We start from the raw sequence: 14,806 nt of genomic DNA on the forward strand, positions 1-14,806 counted from the left end.
ATCCTTGTCCTGATCGGTGGAATGGCGGGCGCTATGCGCTCGTACGCCAAATGATGCCAGTGTGATTACAGATCAGGAAAGGGGCGGCAGCGCCCAGTCGATCGGCTGTTGGCCATGCTCGACCAGAAAGTCATTGGCCTTGGAAAAGGGCTTCGACCCGAAAAAGCCGCCCCGCGCCGACAAGGGCGAGGGGTGGACCGAGGTCAGGACGCAGTGCCGCCCCGCGCCCATCTCACGTACGAACCCGGCCTTTTTCTGGGCATAGGCACCCCACAGGATGAAGACGACCGGCTCGGCCTTGGCGGCGACGGCGCGGATCACGGCGTCGGTGAACCGCTCCCAGCCGCGCCCCTGGTGCGAGGCGGCCTGGCCCATGCGCACGGTCAGCACCGAGTTGAGCAGCAACACTCCCTGCCGTGCCCAGTGGTCGAGCAGGCCGTGGGAGGGCGGCGCGATGCCGAGGTCGGTCGCCATCTCCTTATAGATATTGACTAGGCTGGGCGGCGGCCGGACGCCGGGCTGGACCGAGAAGGCCAGGCCATGCGCCTGCCCCTCGCCATGATAGGGGTCCTGCCCCAGGATGACGACGCGCACCTGATCGAGCGGCGTCAGGTCGAGCGCGCGGAACCACTCGGACGGGCGGGGGAAGACACGCTGCCCGCCCTCGCGCTCCTCGGCCAGAAAGGTCTTCAGCGCCTTCATATAGGGTTCGTCGAATTCGGGCCGCAGCACCGACAGCCAGCTTTCGTGCAATCGAACGTCGCTCATGAATGTGTCTTGCCGTTCGCGACGGATACGCGCAACCGGCGTCGCCGATGATCGTTATGCAGGCGATACGGTCGCCCTCCTGCGGCCGCCGATAGGAAAGGAACTGGATCATGCAGCGTTCCACGATTCTCCTGGCCGTGATGGCCGCCGCGCTGCCGCTGGCGGCGTGCGGCTCCAAGACCGAGACGGCCGATAACAGCGCGGCGGCCGTCACCACCAACGGTACCGAGATGACCGCCGACACGCTCGGGGCGAAGATCCGGGCGCTGCCCGAGGGCCAGCGTCGCGGCGTCCTGTTCCGCGCGATCCGCGATGCCGGACCCAGCGGCGCCAGCTGCCAGTCGGTCACCGCGATGAAGGAAGCCGCCGCCACCAACGGCAACCCGACCTGGAACGCGGTATGCGACGGCACGACCCAGTGGACGATCGTGCTGACCGCCGACCAGTCGGCCAGCGTCACCGGCCCCGGCCCCGTCACGATCAAGTGAATCAGGGCAAGTGAGCCGATGGAGGCTCGGCCACTACCGTCAGGGATGGTCGAGCCTCGCCCGAGTCGCAGGGTCTTCCCGCCCGTCGAAGAAACGCTCCAGCCCCTTGCGGAACGGCGTCGGATCATCGGCGACGGCGGCGAACAGGGTCAGCGACGAGCGCAGCTTCATCGCATCGACCGTGCCGAAGATCGCCTCGGCCGAACCCGGCGCAGCGATCGCGGCGGCCACCGCGTCAATCAGGCGTGGACCGAGCAATGGATGCGCCAGATAGGCCCGCGCTTCCCCGGCATCGGCGATGGCATAGAATATCGCCGTCGGGCTGCGGCCCAGCCCGGCGATCTGTGGGAAGACATACCACATCCAATGGCTTTGCTTCCGGCCGGATCGCAGTTCGGCCAGCGCGGTGGCAAAACTGGTCGCCTGGGCCTCGACAAAGCGGACCAGCGCGGCATCATGGGACGGCGGGGATGACATGAAGGGGCAACCGGCCGCAGCCCCGAAGCGTTCCCGCCGATAAGAGATTCGTCAGGAGAGAGACATGCGCCGTTTCGCCATCCTTGCCCCCTTGGCTCTGCTCGCGCTGTCGGCGTGCGGCGGGCAGGGTGGGGATACCGACTCGGATGTCGCCCCAGGCAACTTCACCCCGCCGGGCACGGCACGGCCCACCCCGATGGCGGGCGTGGCGCAGGTCAATCCGCTGACCAGCTATATCGGACACTATCCCGGCGATGCGGTCGATGGGGTCAGCTTCTTCGACCGGACCGAGGTGGCGAGCGCGCTGCACGATGCGGTCGGCGACCAGAAGCTGGTCCAGCGGATCATGTCGCGCGGCGCAGTGACGGTGCCGATCTTCCGCCAGGGGGAACAGGGGATCGCCGCGCATGGCTGTACCCCGCATGACTGCGCCGACAACAACTGGACGGTCCAGATCGACCTGAAATCGTCCAAGGCGCGGGTGTGCTACCACGACCGCGAGACGATGGGCGACCGCAGCCAATGGTATATGGGCGGCGCGCCGGTGACCCAGCCGGGGGAATGCCCGCAGGAGTGAAAATCCTCCCCGGCACGGGGAGGGGGACCACCGCGAAGCGGTGGTGGAGGGGGATCTCCGCCAAGGACGTCCCGTGCCGAAGCCCCCCCTACGTCAGGCCTGGCGGCCTGCCACCTCCCCGTGCCGGGGAGGATCGAGGTTTAGAACGTGTACGCCACGCCCAGCGCGCTCAGCCACTGGCTGCGCGAGCCGACCTGCGACACGATCGGGCTGTCGGCGAAATTGCCGAGCTCGCGGCCATAGGTCAGGCCGCCCACGATCTTCCATCCCTTCAGCAAATTGCCGGTGATCGAATAGGTGGCGAGGCCGCCGACCGACCAGTCCTTCCAACCGGCGCGCGCATTATAGACGGGCAGGCCGCTCGCCGCGCTCTGGTCCGGCGTGATCGAGAAATAGCGGCGGGCATAGCCGCGCCCGGCATGCTCGGCGGTGGCGAACAGGCCGACCGCCGCCTTGGTCGACAGCGGCGTGAAATAGTTGACCGAAGGCTGCCAGATGCCGCTGTCGTGCACGCCGGTCACGTCATGGCGATAGCTGACCGAGACGGAGAGCCGGTCATAGGGGCTGGTGACGACGCCGATCTTGCCGATGCCGACATAGCCGCCCAGCTCGACCGCCGCGCCGATCTTGCCCAGCGCGGCCACCTGCCGGTTGCCGATCCCCGACGTGGTGGTGCGGTCGAGATTGACGACGCCGATCGGCCCGGCCTGGATATCCCAGTCGCGATTGGTCTTGTCGCCGATCAGGTCGACCGAGATGCGGTTGCCGATATAGGTGATGGTGTGCCCGTCGATATAGGCGAGCGCGGCGGGCGCGGGGGAGAAGGAATAGTCCTTCGACCCTTCGTAGCGCGGCAGGTAAGCCGCGCCCAGGCCTACGGTGACGGTGTTCTTGCCCAGCTGGCCAGCCATCTCGGCGGCGGCGGGGTTGCTGGATATTGTGGAATCCTGCGCAAAAGCGGGGACCGACAGGGACAGCGCACCCATGGCGATTAGCGGGGCGGAAACGCGCGAAAATAGGCGCAAGACGGAAAACTCCCTGAATTCGGTTATCCGAAATGCAACGCTACGGTAACGATTTCGCTCCGGCGGATTGTGTCAGAAGATGTACCGCATTTTGATCTGTTGTGTTTCGGCAACAGAATCGAGCATGAACCGCGCCGCGGCAAAGCGCGGCGGGCCGAACCGGATCACCGGATTGCGCGAAAAGCCGAAGCCCTCGCGCGGGATGCCCGCCAGCGTGTCGAGCTTGGCGTTGTTGTTCTCGTCATGGATGACGGCCGCGGCGTAATTGCCGTGCGGCAGGCCGTCGAGATGGATGCCCCGCTGCCCGGCGGGAACCGAACGGGTCAGCGCGCGGGCATCGTCGACGCATTGCGGGAAGTTATCCGGGTCGGCGGTCAGGCACAGCCGGATCATGCCCTTGGCCGAGCGGAGCTGGTCGATCCCGATGTCCAGTCGGCTGACCGGCGCGGCGCTGATCAGCGGCAGGGCGGCCAGCACCAGAAGCGCGGCGCGCGGCCTGCGCATGGGCGCGCCCGAAATCCCCGAGCCCCCGGTCCGTGCCGCACAATCGATCCCAGAACCGGAAATAGAGTCCATAATTGCACCCATATTGCTCATGATGCCGTTGATGATGGCTTGCCGTGATGAGCCACCCCCCCAGGTGCCCCTGCCACAGGAATCGCGGAAAGATCTCCCAACCCATGTGGTTGGTCACGCCCATAACGGTCATGATGGTCAGCACCAAGCCGAGTGCGCCGATGTGAATCGGAATCAGAAACACAAGTAGCGGAATTACCACAGCGCCCGTCACCGCTTCGATCGGATGAAAGGCCATGGCGGCCCAGGCGGTCGGCGGTCGGCTGGCGTGGTGGACGGCGTGCGCGGCCTTGAAGACGGCGGGCCGGTGCATCCAGCGATGCGTCCAGTAGAACCAAGTGTCGTGCGCGATCAGATAGAGCAGCACCGAGACCGGCCAGTACCAGAGCGGCCAGGCTTGGACGTCGGCATAGATTTGCGTCCAGCCGCGATTCTGCCAGCCCCAGGCGACGATCCCGGCCGGCACGCCGTAGATCGCGGCGGAGGCGAGGCTCCACCAGATTTCCCGCCGGATCTGCGGATCGAGCCCGGCATAGAGGTTCGGATGCCGCGCCTTGGTCGCCAGCGCGAATGCCCCCGAGGCGAGCAGATAGCGGACACCGACGATCAGCGTCATGGCGATGGCGGACAGGATCAGGGCAAGCGTCACGGGGGCCTTGTACCCTATCGGGGGCGGGGCTTGAACCGCGAACGTCCGGTGCGCGGGCTTTTGTTCGCGCGGAGGCGCGGAGACGCAGAGGGGTTGGGTCTGGGGTCGGCGTCGGCCATTCCTTCGCCCGCTGCCCCTGCCGCATCGTTGATGATGGAGGAGCGGCCTGTCGGCCGGACGTGACACCTCCGCGTCTCCGCGTCTCCGCATGTCCGCGCGAACCCCACATCCGTTCGCACTGAGCGAAGTCGAAGCCTACGCCTCACACTATCGGCGAGCGCATCCCGTGCACTTCGACTTCGCTCAGTGCGAACGGAGGCTGGGCAAGGGGCGGATCACCCCCGGTGGAAAATCCGGATCGGCCGCTCATGATAGATCCCCTCGACCGGCGCGCCGTACCCCAGCTTTTCTGCCAGCCGGATCGACGCGCTATTGCCCGGATCGATGATGCAGCAGGTCCGCCCGATCCCTTGCGCCTCCGCCCAGCCGAGTATCGCGCGCATCGCCTCGCCCGCATAGCCCTTGCCCTGCGCTGCCGGGATCAGCGTCCACCCCGCCTCCGGCACCGTCAGTTCCGGGGTGATCTCGCGCCGCGATTCCAGCAGGCCCATATCGCCCAGCACCTGCCCGGTCGTCCGGTCGCACACCACCCAGGCACCATAGCCGAACACGGTCCAGCACCCGACCGACCGCAACATCCGAATCCAGACATCTTCGCGAGCGCGAGGCTTGCCGCCGATCATGCCGTAAACCGCCGGATCGGCCCACATCGCCGCCAGGGCATCGAGATTGTCGGGATGATGGCCGCGCAGGGTCAGGCGGTCGGTGGTCAGGATCGGGGCGCTCATGGCCCGAGAGCTTAGCCCGCGTCGCGGATCACCGCCAGAAACGCCTCGCCATAAGCATCCAGCTTGCGCGCGCCGATGCCGGACAGCAGCGACAGCGCCGCGCGGCCGGTCGGCCGCTGCGCCGCCATGTCGCGCAGCACCGAGTCGTGGAAGATGACATAGGGCGGGACCCCCGCCTCCTGCGCCAGCTCGCGGCGCTTGGCGCGCAGCGCCTCGAACAGCGGATTGTCCGCCGGATTGGCGGCGACGGGCGCGGCGCGGCGGCCCTTCTTCTCGCGCTTGGGCGGTACGACCAGCGACAGCCGCGCCTCGCCCTTGATCAGCGCGCGTGCGGCGGGGCCGAACTCCAGCCCGCCATGGTGATTGGTGCGCAACGCATCGCGCAGCAGCAGCGCGCGGTGGACGGGCTTCAGCAGCGCCACCTCATCGCCCGACACGATGTTCCAGACCGACAGCGCCTCATGCCCGTTCATCAGGCTGCGCTCGGTCGACTGGCCGGTCAGCACCTGCTCGATATAGCCCGCGCCGAACATTTGGCCGGTGCGGAACACCGCCGACAGGAATTTCTGCGCGGTCGTGGTCGCATCGACCGCATCGGGGCTGCCGAGGCAATTGTCGCAATTGCCGCAGTCCTCCGCCAGTTCCTCGCCGAAATGGCGTAGCAGGATGCGGCGGCGGCATCCGCCCGTCTCGACTAATGCGCCCAGCGCCGACAGACGCGCGCGCTCGCCCGCCTGCCGCTCCGGCTCGACCTCGGCCATGCGCTGCCGCGCACGGGCGAAGTCGTCCGCGCCCCAGAAGAGATGCGCGACCGACGGATCGCCGTCTCTCCCTGCGCGCCCCGTCTCCTGGTAATAGGCCTCGATCGACTTCGGCAGGCCCGCATGGGCGACGAAGCGGACATCCGGCTTGTCGATGCCCATGCCGAAGGCGACGGTGGCGCAGATCACCATGTCTTCGGAGGCCACGAAATCGGCCTGGTTCTTCGCGCGCACCGCCGGGTCCAGCCCAGCATGATAGGCACGTACCGGGCGGCCGGTCCGCGCCAGCGCCTCGGCCAGCTTCTCGGTCGCCGCGCGCGTCTGGGCATAGACGATGCCGGGGCCGGGCGTGTCGGCGACCACCCGCGCGATCTGCAAGTTCACATTCGCCTTGGGGCTGATCGCATAGCGAATATTAGGCCGGTCGAAGCCCGAGACGATCATCCCCTCGGCGGGAATACCCAGCTGCTTGGCGATGTCGGCGCGGGTATGCGCATCGGCGGTCGCGGTCAGCGCGAGCCGGGGCACCTCGGGAAAGGCGTCCATCAGCGGTTCGAGCAGGCGATAGTCGGGGCGGAAGTCGTGCCCCCATTCGCTGACGCAGTGCGCTTCGTCGATCGCGAACAGGCTGAGCGGCGCGGAGGCGAGCAGCTCGCGGAAATGTCCCGACGATGCGCGCTCCGGCGCCACGTACAGCAGGTCGAGCTGGCCGTCGCGGAAGCGCGCCATTGTCTCCCCGCGATTCTGGTCGACGCTGGTCAGCGTGGCGGCGCGGATGCCGACCGCCTCGGCCGCACGCAGCTGGTCATGCATCAGCGCGATCAGCGGGCTGACCACGACGCAGCACCCGTCCATCATCACGGCGGGCAACTGGTAGCAGAGCGACTTGCCCGCACCTGTCGGCATGACCGCCAGCGTGCGCTGTCGGTTGAGGACACGGTCGACCACCTGTTCCTGCACGCCGCGGAACTGGTTGTACCCGAAAACTTCGTGGAGCTTGGCAAGGGGGTCGGCGACCATCGCCGTGCATGTAGCGATGCCATGGGGGCGGGGGAAGGGTGGTGGGACCCTCCGGCGCGTCGTCGCACGGGCCGAGGCCGGATTTCCTTATCGCGATAGTGCAAAGATACCAGGAAACTTCCGTGCGCCCCGGGATTTTGACCCTCCATCATCCCAAAGCCAAAGAGGAGATGTTCCATGAACACCGACACGATGAATGGTGCGGCCACCGACTTCGGCGGCAAGGTCAAGCAGGGCATGGGCGCCATGCTGGGCGACGAGTCGATGGAAGCCGAGGGCAAGGGCGAACAGCTGAGCGGCAAGACGCAGAAGGCGTTCGGCGATGCCAAGACCAGCGTCGACCAGACGGTCCGCCCGCTGCTCGACCAGGCGCGCCAGTTCGTGAAGGATCGCCCCTTCGCCTCTGCGGCCCTGGGCGGCGTCGTGGGCCTCGCGCTGCTGAACACGCTGCGCGGCAAGTAAGCCGAACGGTACAGCGAAAGGGGCGGTGCCGCTGGTCGGCGCCGCCCTTTTCATGCGCGCCGTGGCGGCATGAGATAAATTCGCGCCTGGCGCGAGCCATCATGCTTTGTCGGCGATATCCTGCCCTCGTAGCATTCCTCCCTCAACGCCATCGTGGAGGAGGCAGACGTGTCGCGGTCCGGAATTTTGCTCGCCCTCGGGCTGATCATCGCCGGAGTGGCATCGGCTGAGACGAGGCAAAAGCCGCCGCCCCTCGACAAGCATGAACGCGTCGGCGGGTGGCAGCCCGCCGATGGCGGGGTGCAGATTCCCCTCTGGCCCGAGGGCATACCGCTTGCCAAACCCGATAGCGGCGGCCGGCCGGAGGCGACCGGCAACGGCACCGGCATGGTCGGCGGTCGCCTCTGGCATTGGGCCAGCTATGTCACGCGCCCGACCATGACCGTCTATCGGCCCAAGGATCATAATAGTGGGGCCGCGATCCTCGTCCTGCCCGGCGGCGGGTTCGAGGTGGTGGCGACGGACTTGGAAGGCACCGAAATCTGTGGCTGGGCGGTGCGACAGGGCATGACATGCGCCATGCTGAAATATCGGGTGCCGCAGGCTTGGCCTATCGTGAAAGGCCGGCAGCAGCGGCCGAAACGGCTTTTGGCGCTGGAGGATGCGCAGCGTGCGATGGGATTGCTGCGCGCGCAGGCGGCGACCTATGGCATCGATCCACACCGGATTGGCGCGATTGGCTTTTCGGCGGGGGCCTATCTGGTCGCGAATATGAGCAATACGACGGAGCGGACCTATCCCGCCACCGACGCAGCCGATCGGTTGTCATCCCGGCCCGATTTCGCGATCATCGCCTACACCGCGCGAATGCTGGATGACAGCAAGGGGCGCAACAGCCTGGAGCTACGTCCTTGGGTAACGATCAGCCCCCAGGCACCGCCGACGCTGATCCTCCATGCGATGAACGATCGAACGGACGATATCCGCCAGCCATTGGCCTATGCGTTGGCGCTGAACGATGCGGGTGTGCCCGTCGATATGCGGGTTTATGCCAAGGGTGGCCATGCCTTCGGCCTGCGCCCGACCGCCGATCCGATCACGACCCGCTGGCCCGGCCAGGTCCGACAATGGCTGCATGATATCGGCATCATGTGAATCGCAACCCCGCTTGCCCCGTCCGGCCCCATGGCCTAGCGCTTTGGCCCATGAAGCGATTGGCCATTTACTGCGGGTCGGCGACCCCCTCCGACCCCCAATATATCGAGACCGCGCGCGAGGTCGGGCGTGGACTGGCGGAGCGGGGGATCGGCGTCGTCTATGGCGGCGGGCGGCTGGGCCTGATGGGTGCGGTGGCGGATGCGGCACTGGCGGCGGGCGGCGAGGTGATCGGCATCATCCCGCAGGCGCTGGTCGATGCCGAGGTCGCGCATCGCGGCCTGACCGAGCTGCACGTCGTGCCGGGCATGCACGAGCGCAAGAAGGCGTTCACCGACCTGTCGGACGGTTTCATCACCATCGCGGGCGGCACCGGGACGATGGACGAACTGTGGGAAGCGCTGAGCTGGGCGCAGCTGGGCTATCATGCCGATCCGGTCGGACTGCTCAACACCGGCGGCTATTACGACCATCTCGTCGCCTTCTGGGAGAAGATGGGCGAGGTCGGTTTCCTACGGCCGCAGCATCGCGAGCTGCTGATCGTCGACACCACGCTCGACGGCCTGCTCGACCGGATGGGCGCGCATGTGCCGACCCAGCCGATCGTGCGCATGAACGCGGACGATCTGTGAGCGACGCCGCCGCCCCGACCGAGCGCGACGCGCTGGTGGCGGCGGCGCGGGCCTCGATCGCCAGGGGCTCGAAGAGCTTTGCGGCGGCGAGCCTGTTGTTCGATCCCGAGACGCGCGCGCGGGCCTGGCTGCTCTATGCCTGGTGCCGCCGCTGCGACGATATCGCCGACGGGCAGGATCATGGCCATGGCATGACCCGCGTCGCCGATGCGCCCGTGCGGCTGGCCGAATTGACCGAGAAGACCGAGGCGGCACTGGCTGGCCGGGTGGTCGGCGACCCGGCCTTCGACGCGCTCCGTGTGGTCGTGGCCGAGACAGGGATGCCGCATCGCTGGCCGCGCGACCTGATCGCCGGATTCGCGCTGGATGCCCAGGACTGGCGGCCGGAGACCGAGGACGATCTCTACCGCTATTGCTATCACGTGGCGGGCGTCGTCGGCTGCATGATGGCGGTGACGATGGGCGTCGCGCCGGACGATGACGCGGTGCTCGACCGCGCCTGCGACCTGGGCATGGCGTTTCAGCTGGCCAATATCGCGCGCGACATCGCCGAGGATGCGGGGGCGGGGCGGCATTATCTGCCGCGCCAGTGGCTGGCCTATAAGAGCATCGCGCCCGACGCGATCATGGCGCCGTCGCACCGGCCCGGCCTGAGCGCCCTGGCACGGCGACTGACCGATCAGGCCGCCTTGTTCGAGGCGAGTGCGCGGATGGGGACGCCCGCGCTCTCCTATCGTTCGGCCTGGGCGGTGTTGTCGGCGGCGGCGATCTATGGCGCGATCGGGCGCAAGGTGGCCAAGCGCGGGCGCAGGGCCTGGGATGGGCGGGTCGGCACCGGCAAGCTGGAGAAGCTCGGCTTCATGACGCGCGCCAGCATCCAGGCCGCGCGACGGGATAGGATGCGAATTACCCCACGCGATCCAGGGCTGTGGACACGACCGCGTTAAGCCCGCGCACATACCCCCGTTCAGCCAGAACGGAGAAAGGGCTTCAGCCCTTGGTCGGCTTGCGTTCGGTCTTGACCATCTGTGCACCCATGCGGCGGCAATCGGCGCCGATCACGGGATAGGGGACGTCGGTGTTGGCGGCGATGCGGTTGGCCAGGTCGGCCCGGCACTTCGCCATGGTTTCATAGCGGGCGGGGACCATGCGCGCCTCCGTGCAGTCCACGCTGCCGTCGCCACAACCCAGGATCGCCATCACGAAAAAAACTGGCTGCATAACCGCCTCCACTTGGAAGGAAAAACACATCAGCGCGGCCGGAGGTTCCGATTTCGCGCCTGTCGGGCGGCGGGACAGATTGCCTTTTTCGCTAGGGACAGCTGCGTCGGCCATGCCATCGGGATTGAACTGCAGGCCCGATCATCCGACATGGTTCGGACATGCCCCCAATCGATCCCACCGCCGGGACGGCCGACCGGCCGCTGATCCCGACGCTCCGCCGCTTCCTCCCCTATCTCTGGCCCGCCGGAGAGCCCGGCCTGCGCCTGCGGATCGTGGCGGCGATGGCGCTCGTCATCCTGTCCAAGCTGGTCCAGGTGTTGGGGGCGGCCTATACGTTCAAATATGCGGTCGACCGGATGGCGGCGAACGATCGGAGTGCGGTGACGCTCGTGATCCTGCTGGTCGTCGGCTATGCGGGCGCGCGGTTCGCGACCACCCTGTTCGACAATCTGCGCAATGCGGTGTTCGAGATGGTCGGGCAGGATGCGACCCGACGCCTGTCAGCGGACGTGTTCCGCCACCTCCACCGCCTGTCGCTGCGCTTCCATCTGGAGCGGCGGACGGGCGCCGTCACCAAGGTCGTCGAGCGGGGGACCAAGAGCATCGACACGATGCTGTATTTCCTGCTCTTCAACATCGCGCCGACCGTGCTGGAACTGGGACTGGTCCTGGCGATCTTCGGGCGCAGCTTCGGACCCGTGCTGGTCGTCACCACCATCGCGATGGTCGTCCTTTATATCGTCTTCACCCGCAAGGTGACCGACTGGCGCAATGCCTTGCGCACGCAGATGAACGACCTCGACACCGGCGCGGTCGCGCATGCGGTCGACTCGCTGCTGAATTTCGAGACGGTCAAATATTTCAACGCCGAGGAGCGTGAGGCGCGGCGGTATGAGAACGGCGTCGCCGCCTATGCGCGCGCGGCCACCAAGTCGGAAAACTCGCTGGCCTGGCTGAACGTCGGGCAGGCGGCGATCACCAGCCTGATGCTGGGCTTCGCCATGGCCTGGGTCGTGCGCGAATGGAGCCGGGGCGGGGCGTCGGCGGGTGACGTGGTGCTCGTGTCGACCCTGTTGTCGCAGCTGTTCCGGCCGCTCGACCTGCTCGGCATGGTCTATCGCACGATCCGTCAGGGCGTGATCGACATGGGCGCGATGTTCGACCTGATCGACACGCCCGCCGAAGTCGTCGACACGCCCGGCGCGCCGCTGTTGAAGGTGACCGGCGGGCATGTCCGCTTCGACGATGTCGTCTTCGGCTATGATCCCGAGCGGACCATCCTGAAGGGGCTGACGCTCGACATACCCGCGGGCACGACCTGCGCGGTAGTCGGGCCGTCGGGCGCGGGCAAGTCGACGCTCGCGCGCCTTCTCTATCGCTTCTACGACGTGAATTCCGGCGCGATCACCATCGACGGCCAGCCAGTGTCGGCAGTGGCGCAGGACAGCGTGCGCGCCGCGATCGGCATCGTGCCGCAGGATACGGTGCTGTTCAACGAGACCATCGGCTACAACATCGCCTATGGCCGCGAGGGCGCCGACCAGACCGATGTCGAACGCGCCGCGAAGGGCGCGGCCATCGCCGACTTCATCGAGCGCCAGCCCCAGGGCTATGCGACCCGCGTCGGCGAGCGCGGGCTGAAGCTGTCGGGCGGCGAAAAGCAGCGCGTGGCGATCGCGCGCACGCTGCTGAAGAACCCGCCGATCCTGATCCTGGACGAAGCGACCAGTGCGCTCGACAGCCGGACCGAGGCGGACATCCTCGCCACGCTCCAGGCGATCGAGCGCGGGCGGACCACCCTGGTCATCGCGCACCGTCTGTCGACCGTCGTCCATGCCGACCAGATCGTCGTCCTCGACGGCGGCCGCGTGGCCGAGCGCGGCATGCACGGCGAATTGCTGGCGAAGGGCGGGCTCTATGCCGAGATGTGGGCGCGCCAGGCTGCCGAGGTCGAGCAGGCCGAGGAAGACGCGATGCTGGCGTGATCCTCCCCGGCACGGGGAGGGGGACCATCCGAAGGATGGTGGAAGGGGATCGCCTCATGGGACGTCCTTGACGGCACGCCCCCTCCGTCAGCGCTGCGCGCTGCCACCTCCCCATGCCGGGGAGGATGTTATCGGCAACTCAGCCGTATCTGCCGGGCGGGCTTGTCGAACACGATCGACGAACAGCGGTTTAGCTGGTCCGCACCAATCGACAGGCGGTCGCGCTTGATGTCGTGCTTACCTTTGCCGGTCACCACAACCTCATTGGGATCGGCATGCTGATCGGCGTCTGCGATCGTGTCAGTATTGCCATGATCGACCGTGCGTACCCCCAGCGTCGCAATACTCAGCGGGCCGACCGTAAGGGGTGTTGCCAAGGTCATCGCGCGAATCGGTCGCTCGACACCAAAAGCGATCTCGGCCGGGCTAGTTGATCCCGACAGTGTGCCGCCATAGGCTCGAGCAAGTCGCACTGCCGCCCCCGCATTGGCCAACGTACGTGGATGATGGGGGTCGAAGCGAACCCGCATCGGTTGCCCCTCGACCATGATGATCGCGAAACGCTCGGCCCAGCCGCCGAACAGATCGCCCTGATCAACCATTGGAAATACAGTGGTTCGCTCACCTGCGACGGAATCGCGCAGGCGGAAGTGAACGATCGGATCGGGCAGGCTCCCCGGTCCGAATACGCCTGCTATACCAGATGCAAATGGCTTTTCGGTGAAGCCGATGCGACGTTTGGCGGGATTTCCGCCGCCAAACGCGACCCGCGCCAAGGCTGTGCCGCCGGAGATCCTGACGTTGGGCCCGAAGCCCATCATGAAGCCGAACATGCCCGGCTTCATGCTGGAGGCTTTGGCAAATTCGGTGGTGATGATGGGCATCGCTGTCGCCCCCGGATCGATCCGCACGGTGCGGGTGACGCCGTTGATCGTGACCGGCACCAGGCCGTCCGGCGCGATCACGCGCTCGGTCGGCGGCGGCGCGGCGGCCGTCAGGGTGGCCAGCAAGAGCCAGGCAAAACGGCGCATCATGATATCTCCCGGTGTCGTGACGACCGGGTAACGATCAAGGGTAATCATGTCGGCTTTGTGGCCGGACCGGACTTTATTGCGCAGGGTGATCCATGATGAAGTCCGCCACCGCCGTCACCACGCCGGGCGCGATCGGCAGGTTGGGATCGGCATAGGTCGCGATATTCGCCCCCTGGCTGTCGCCCTCCACCGTCTTCAGCACATGATTGACGCCGGGCAGCAGGACCAATGTCGCCTTGGATTGCGCGGCTTTCAGCGTCCGGGCGTCCTCGACCGTGACTTGCAGATCGGCCTCGCCCTGCACGATCAGCAGCGGCTTCGTCGCCGCCGCTGCCAGCTTGGCCGGGTCCTTGGTGAAGGCGTTGATCAGGAAGGGCTGGACCGCGTCGGCAAAGATCATCGGCAGCGGCGGCGTCAGGCTGGCCGCGGGGATGGTTCGCCCGGCCTCCAGGGCATCGATCGCGCGGTCGGCATCGGCCAGGAGGGGCGCATTGGCCGGATTGGCGTGGAATTGTGCCCGCATCACTTTGCCCAATGGCCGTCCGGGGGTGGAGATGGCGATGATGCCGCACAGGTCTGCGGGTCTGGCGGCGGCGGTGTCCAGCGCGACCATGCCGCCTTCGCTATGCCCCAGCACCCAGACGCAGGGCGCACCGGTCTTCGCGCGGATCGCGGCGATCCAGGCGCGGGTGTCGGCGGCGTAATCGTCGATCGTCACTTGGTTGGCGTCGGGCACCGCGCCCGCGCTGGCGAACATGCCGCGCTTGTCGATCCGCACGCTGGCGATCCCCTTCGCCGCCAGCCCTTCCGCCAGCAGGCGTAACGAGGCGGCCTTCAGCCCGCGCGGGCTGTTGCCGTCACGGTCGGTTGGTCCCGACCCGGGGATCATCAGCACCACCGGAACCTTCGCGCCCTCCGGCCCGGTCCAGCTTCCCTTCAGGGGGCCTTGAGGGCCGGGGGCGGCCATGTCCCGGTCGGTCATCGGCGTGGCGGCAGCGATCATGGCGGCGAGCAGCGTGACGAACGGCATGATCTTTCCCCCTGGCCAACCCCTTCAACGCCGTCCAGCGTGGGCGAAGTCGAAGGCAAAGGGAAGGCCTGGCCGATGACCGTGCCGAGAGGGCG

17 protein-coding genes are annotated in these 14,806 nt (G+C 67.1%); 7 read left to right on the top strand and 10 right to left on the bottom strand.

Annotation, left to right across the window (positions count from 1 at the left end):
• Positions 1-72 precede the first annotated feature (72 nt).
• Complete coding sequence (ung, locus tag NS355_RS03585) at positions 73-768, bottom strand: uracil-DNA glycosylase (protein ID WP_058744424.1); 696 nt, start codon at positions 766-768, stop codon at positions 73-75.
• A gap of 110 nt (positions 769-878) precedes the next feature.
• Here ung and NS355_RS03590 point away from each other — a divergent pair, with 110 nt between their 5' ends.
• On the top strand, positions 879-1,256 hold the full coding sequence (locus NS355_RS03590) for a hypothetical protein (protein WP_058744425.1): 378 nt from the start codon (positions 879-881) through the stop codon (positions 1,254-1,256).
• A gap of 39 nt (positions 1,257-1,295) precedes the next feature.
• Here the strand turns inward: NS355_RS03590 and NS355_RS03595 are convergent, their stop codons facing one another.
• On the bottom strand, positions 1,296-1,733 hold the full coding sequence (locus NS355_RS03595; RefSeq protein WP_058744426.1) for a DUF1810 domain-containing protein: 438 nt from the start codon (positions 1,731-1,733) through the stop codon (positions 1,296-1,298).
• A gap of 64 nt (positions 1,734-1,797) precedes the next feature.
• On the opposite strand from NS355_RS03595, the gene NS355_RS03600 reads away from it, so the two are divergent.
• A complete protein-coding gene (locus NS355_RS03600) occupies positions 1,798-2,310 on the top strand; it encodes a hypothetical protein (protein WP_058744427.1) in 513 nt (170 codons plus the stop codon).
• 140 nt (positions 2,311-2,450) lie between these two features.
• Here the strand turns inward: NS355_RS03600 and NS355_RS03605 are convergent, their stop codons facing one another.
• The 5 genes from NS355_RS03605 to recQ all read right to left on the bottom strand — a co-directional run bounded on the left by NS355_RS03605 (position 2,451) and on the right by recQ (position 7,189).
• Positions 2,451-3,335, bottom strand: a complete 885-nt coding sequence (locus NS355_RS03605; RefSeq protein ID WP_244489540.1) for a MipA/OmpV family protein — start codon at positions 3,333-3,335, stop codon at positions 2,451-2,453.
• Positions 3,336-3,407: 72 nt separating this feature from the next.
• Entirely contained in the window at positions 3,408-3,728 is a 321-nt protein-coding gene (locus tag NS355_RS03610) for a DUF2141 domain-containing protein (RefSeq protein ID WP_345938787.1), read from the bottom strand.
• A complete protein-coding gene (locus NS355_RS03615; RefSeq protein ID WP_244489543.1) occupies positions 3,694-4,527 on the bottom strand; it encodes a sterol desaturase family protein in 834 nt (277 codons plus the stop codon). The genes NS355_RS03610 and NS355_RS03615 overlap by 35 nt, the downstream gene beginning before the upstream one ends.
• A 368-nt stretch (positions 4,528-4,895) precedes the next feature.
• Complete coding sequence (locus NS355_RS03620; RefSeq protein ID WP_058744430.1) at positions 4,896-5,408, bottom strand: GNAT family N-acetyltransferase; 513 nt, start codon at positions 5,406-5,408, stop codon at positions 4,896-4,898.
• Positions 5,409-5,419: 11 nt separating this feature from the next.
• Positions 5,420-7,189: a DNA helicase RecQ gene (gene recQ, locus NS355_RS03625; protein ID WP_058744431.1), complete on the bottom strand. Its 1,770-nt coding sequence runs from the start codon at positions 7,187-7,189 to the stop codon at positions 5,420-5,422.
• Between the two features lie 177 nt (positions 7,190-7,366).
• On the opposite strand from recQ, the gene NS355_RS03630 reads away from it, so the two are divergent.
• From NS355_RS03630 to NS355_RS03645, 4 genes are all read left to right on the top strand, one after another.
• The gene (locus NS355_RS03630) at positions 7,367-7,651 is read left to right on the top strand and encodes a CsbD family protein (protein ID WP_058744432.1); all 285 of its coding nucleotides are present in this window, start codon (positions 7,367-7,369) and stop codon (positions 7,649-7,651) included.
• A gap of 168 nt (positions 7,652-7,819) precedes the next feature.
• Positions 7,820-8,806, top strand: coding sequence for an alpha/beta hydrolase (locus NS355_RS03635; protein ID WP_209445011.1), 987 nt, complete (start codon positions 7,820-7,822; stop codon positions 8,804-8,806).
• Between the two features lie 50 nt (positions 8,807-8,856).
• On the top strand, positions 8,857-9,438 hold the full coding sequence (locus NS355_RS03640) for a TIGR00730 family Rossman fold protein (protein ID WP_058744434.1): 582 nt from the start codon (positions 8,857-8,859) through the stop codon (positions 9,436-9,438).
• Positions 9,435-10,385, top strand: coding sequence for a phytoene/squalene synthase family protein (locus tag NS355_RS03645; protein WP_058744435.1), 951 nt, complete (start codon positions 9,435-9,437; stop codon positions 10,383-10,385). The genes NS355_RS03640 and NS355_RS03645 overlap by 4 nt, the downstream gene beginning before the upstream one ends.
• A 43-nt stretch (positions 10,386-10,428) precedes the next feature.
• Here the strand turns inward: NS355_RS03645 and NS355_RS03650 are convergent, their stop codons facing one another.
• Entirely contained in the window at positions 10,429-10,773 is a 345-nt protein-coding gene (locus NS355_RS03650; protein WP_244489541.1) for a hypothetical protein, read from the bottom strand.
• A gap of 47 nt (positions 10,774-10,820) precedes the next feature.
• Between NS355_RS03650 and NS355_RS03655 the strand changes: the two genes are divergently transcribed.
• Positions 10,821-12,647, top strand: coding sequence for an ABCB family ABC transporter ATP-binding protein/permease (locus NS355_RS03655; RefSeq protein WP_058744437.1), 1,827 nt, complete (start codon positions 10,821-10,823; stop codon positions 12,645-12,647).
• A gap of 128 nt (positions 12,648-12,775) precedes the next feature.
• On the opposite strand, the gene NS355_RS03660 is transcribed toward NS355_RS03655, so the two are convergent.
• Both NS355_RS03660 and NS355_RS03665 read right to left on the bottom strand, forming a co-directional pair.
• A complete protein-coding gene (locus NS355_RS03660) occupies positions 12,776-13,729 on the bottom strand; it encodes a hypothetical protein (protein WP_153008029.1) in 954 nt (317 codons plus the stop codon).
• Between the two features lie 25 nt (positions 13,730-13,754).
• Entirely contained in the window at positions 13,755-14,711 is a 957-nt protein-coding gene (locus tag NS355_RS03665; RefSeq protein WP_153008030.1) for an alpha/beta hydrolase, read from the bottom strand.
• Positions 14,712-14,806: the final 95 nt, after the last annotated feature.

This window comes from Sphingomonas yabuuchiae (genome assembly GCF_001477495.1).
Lineage (GTDB): Bacteria > Pseudomonadota > Alphaproteobacteria > Sphingomonadales > Sphingomonadaceae > Sphingomonas > Sphingomonas yabuuchiae_A.

Bases quoted from the DNA above. Each gene is read 5' to 3' on its own strand.
- ung (WP_058744424.1), bottom strand. From the start codon at position 768: ATGAGCGACGTTCGATTGCACGAAAGCTGGCTGTCGGTGCTGCGGCCC.
- NS355_RS03590 (WP_058744425.1), top strand. From the start codon at position 879: ATGCAGCGTTCCACGATTCTCCTGGCCGTGATGGCCGCCGCGCTGCCG.
- NS355_RS03595 (WP_058744426.1), bottom strand. From the start codon at position 1,733: ATGTCATCCCCGCCGTCCCATGATGCCGCGCTGGTCCGCTTTGTCGAG.
- NS355_RS03600 (WP_058744427.1), top strand. From the start codon at position 1,798: ATGCGCCGTTTCGCCATCCTTGCCCCCTTGGCTCTGCTCGCGCTGTCG.
- NS355_RS03610 (WP_345938787.1), bottom strand. From the start codon at position 3,728: ATGATCCGGCTGTGCCTGACCGCCGACCCGGATAACTTCCCGCAATGC.
- NS355_RS03615 (WP_244489543.1), bottom strand. From the start codon at position 4,527: ATGACGCTGATCGTCGGTGTCCGCTATCTGCTCGCCTCGGGGGCATTC.
- NS355_RS03620 (WP_058744430.1), bottom strand. From the start codon at position 5,408: ATGAGCGCCCCGATCCTGACCACCGACCGCCTGACCCTGCGCGGCCAT.
- recQ (WP_058744431.1), bottom strand. From the start codon at position 7,189: ATGGTCGCCGACCCCCTTGCCAAGCTCCACGAAGTTTTCGGGTACAAC.
- NS355_RS03630 (WP_058744432.1), top strand. From the start codon at position 7,367: ATGAACACCGACACGATGAATGGTGCGGCCACCGACTTCGGCGGCAAG.
- NS355_RS03640 (WP_058744434.1), top strand. From the start codon at position 8,857: ATGAAGCGATTGGCCATTTACTGCGGGTCGGCGACCCCCTCCGACCCC.
- NS355_RS03650 (WP_244489541.1), bottom strand. From the start codon at position 10,773: ATGGCCGACGCAGCTGTCCCTAGCGAAAAAGGCAATCTGTCCCGCCGC.
- NS355_RS03655 (WP_058744437.1), top strand. From the start codon at position 10,821: ATGCCCCCAATCGATCCCACCGCCGGGACGGCCGACCGGCCGCTGATC.
- NS355_RS03660 (WP_153008029.1), bottom strand. From the start codon at position 13,729: ATGATTACCCTTGATCGTTACCCGGTCGTCACGACACCGGGAGATATC.
- NS355_RS03665 (WP_153008030.1), bottom strand. From the start codon at position 14,711: ATGCCGTTCGTCACGCTGCTCGCCGCCATGATCGCTGCCGCCACGCCG.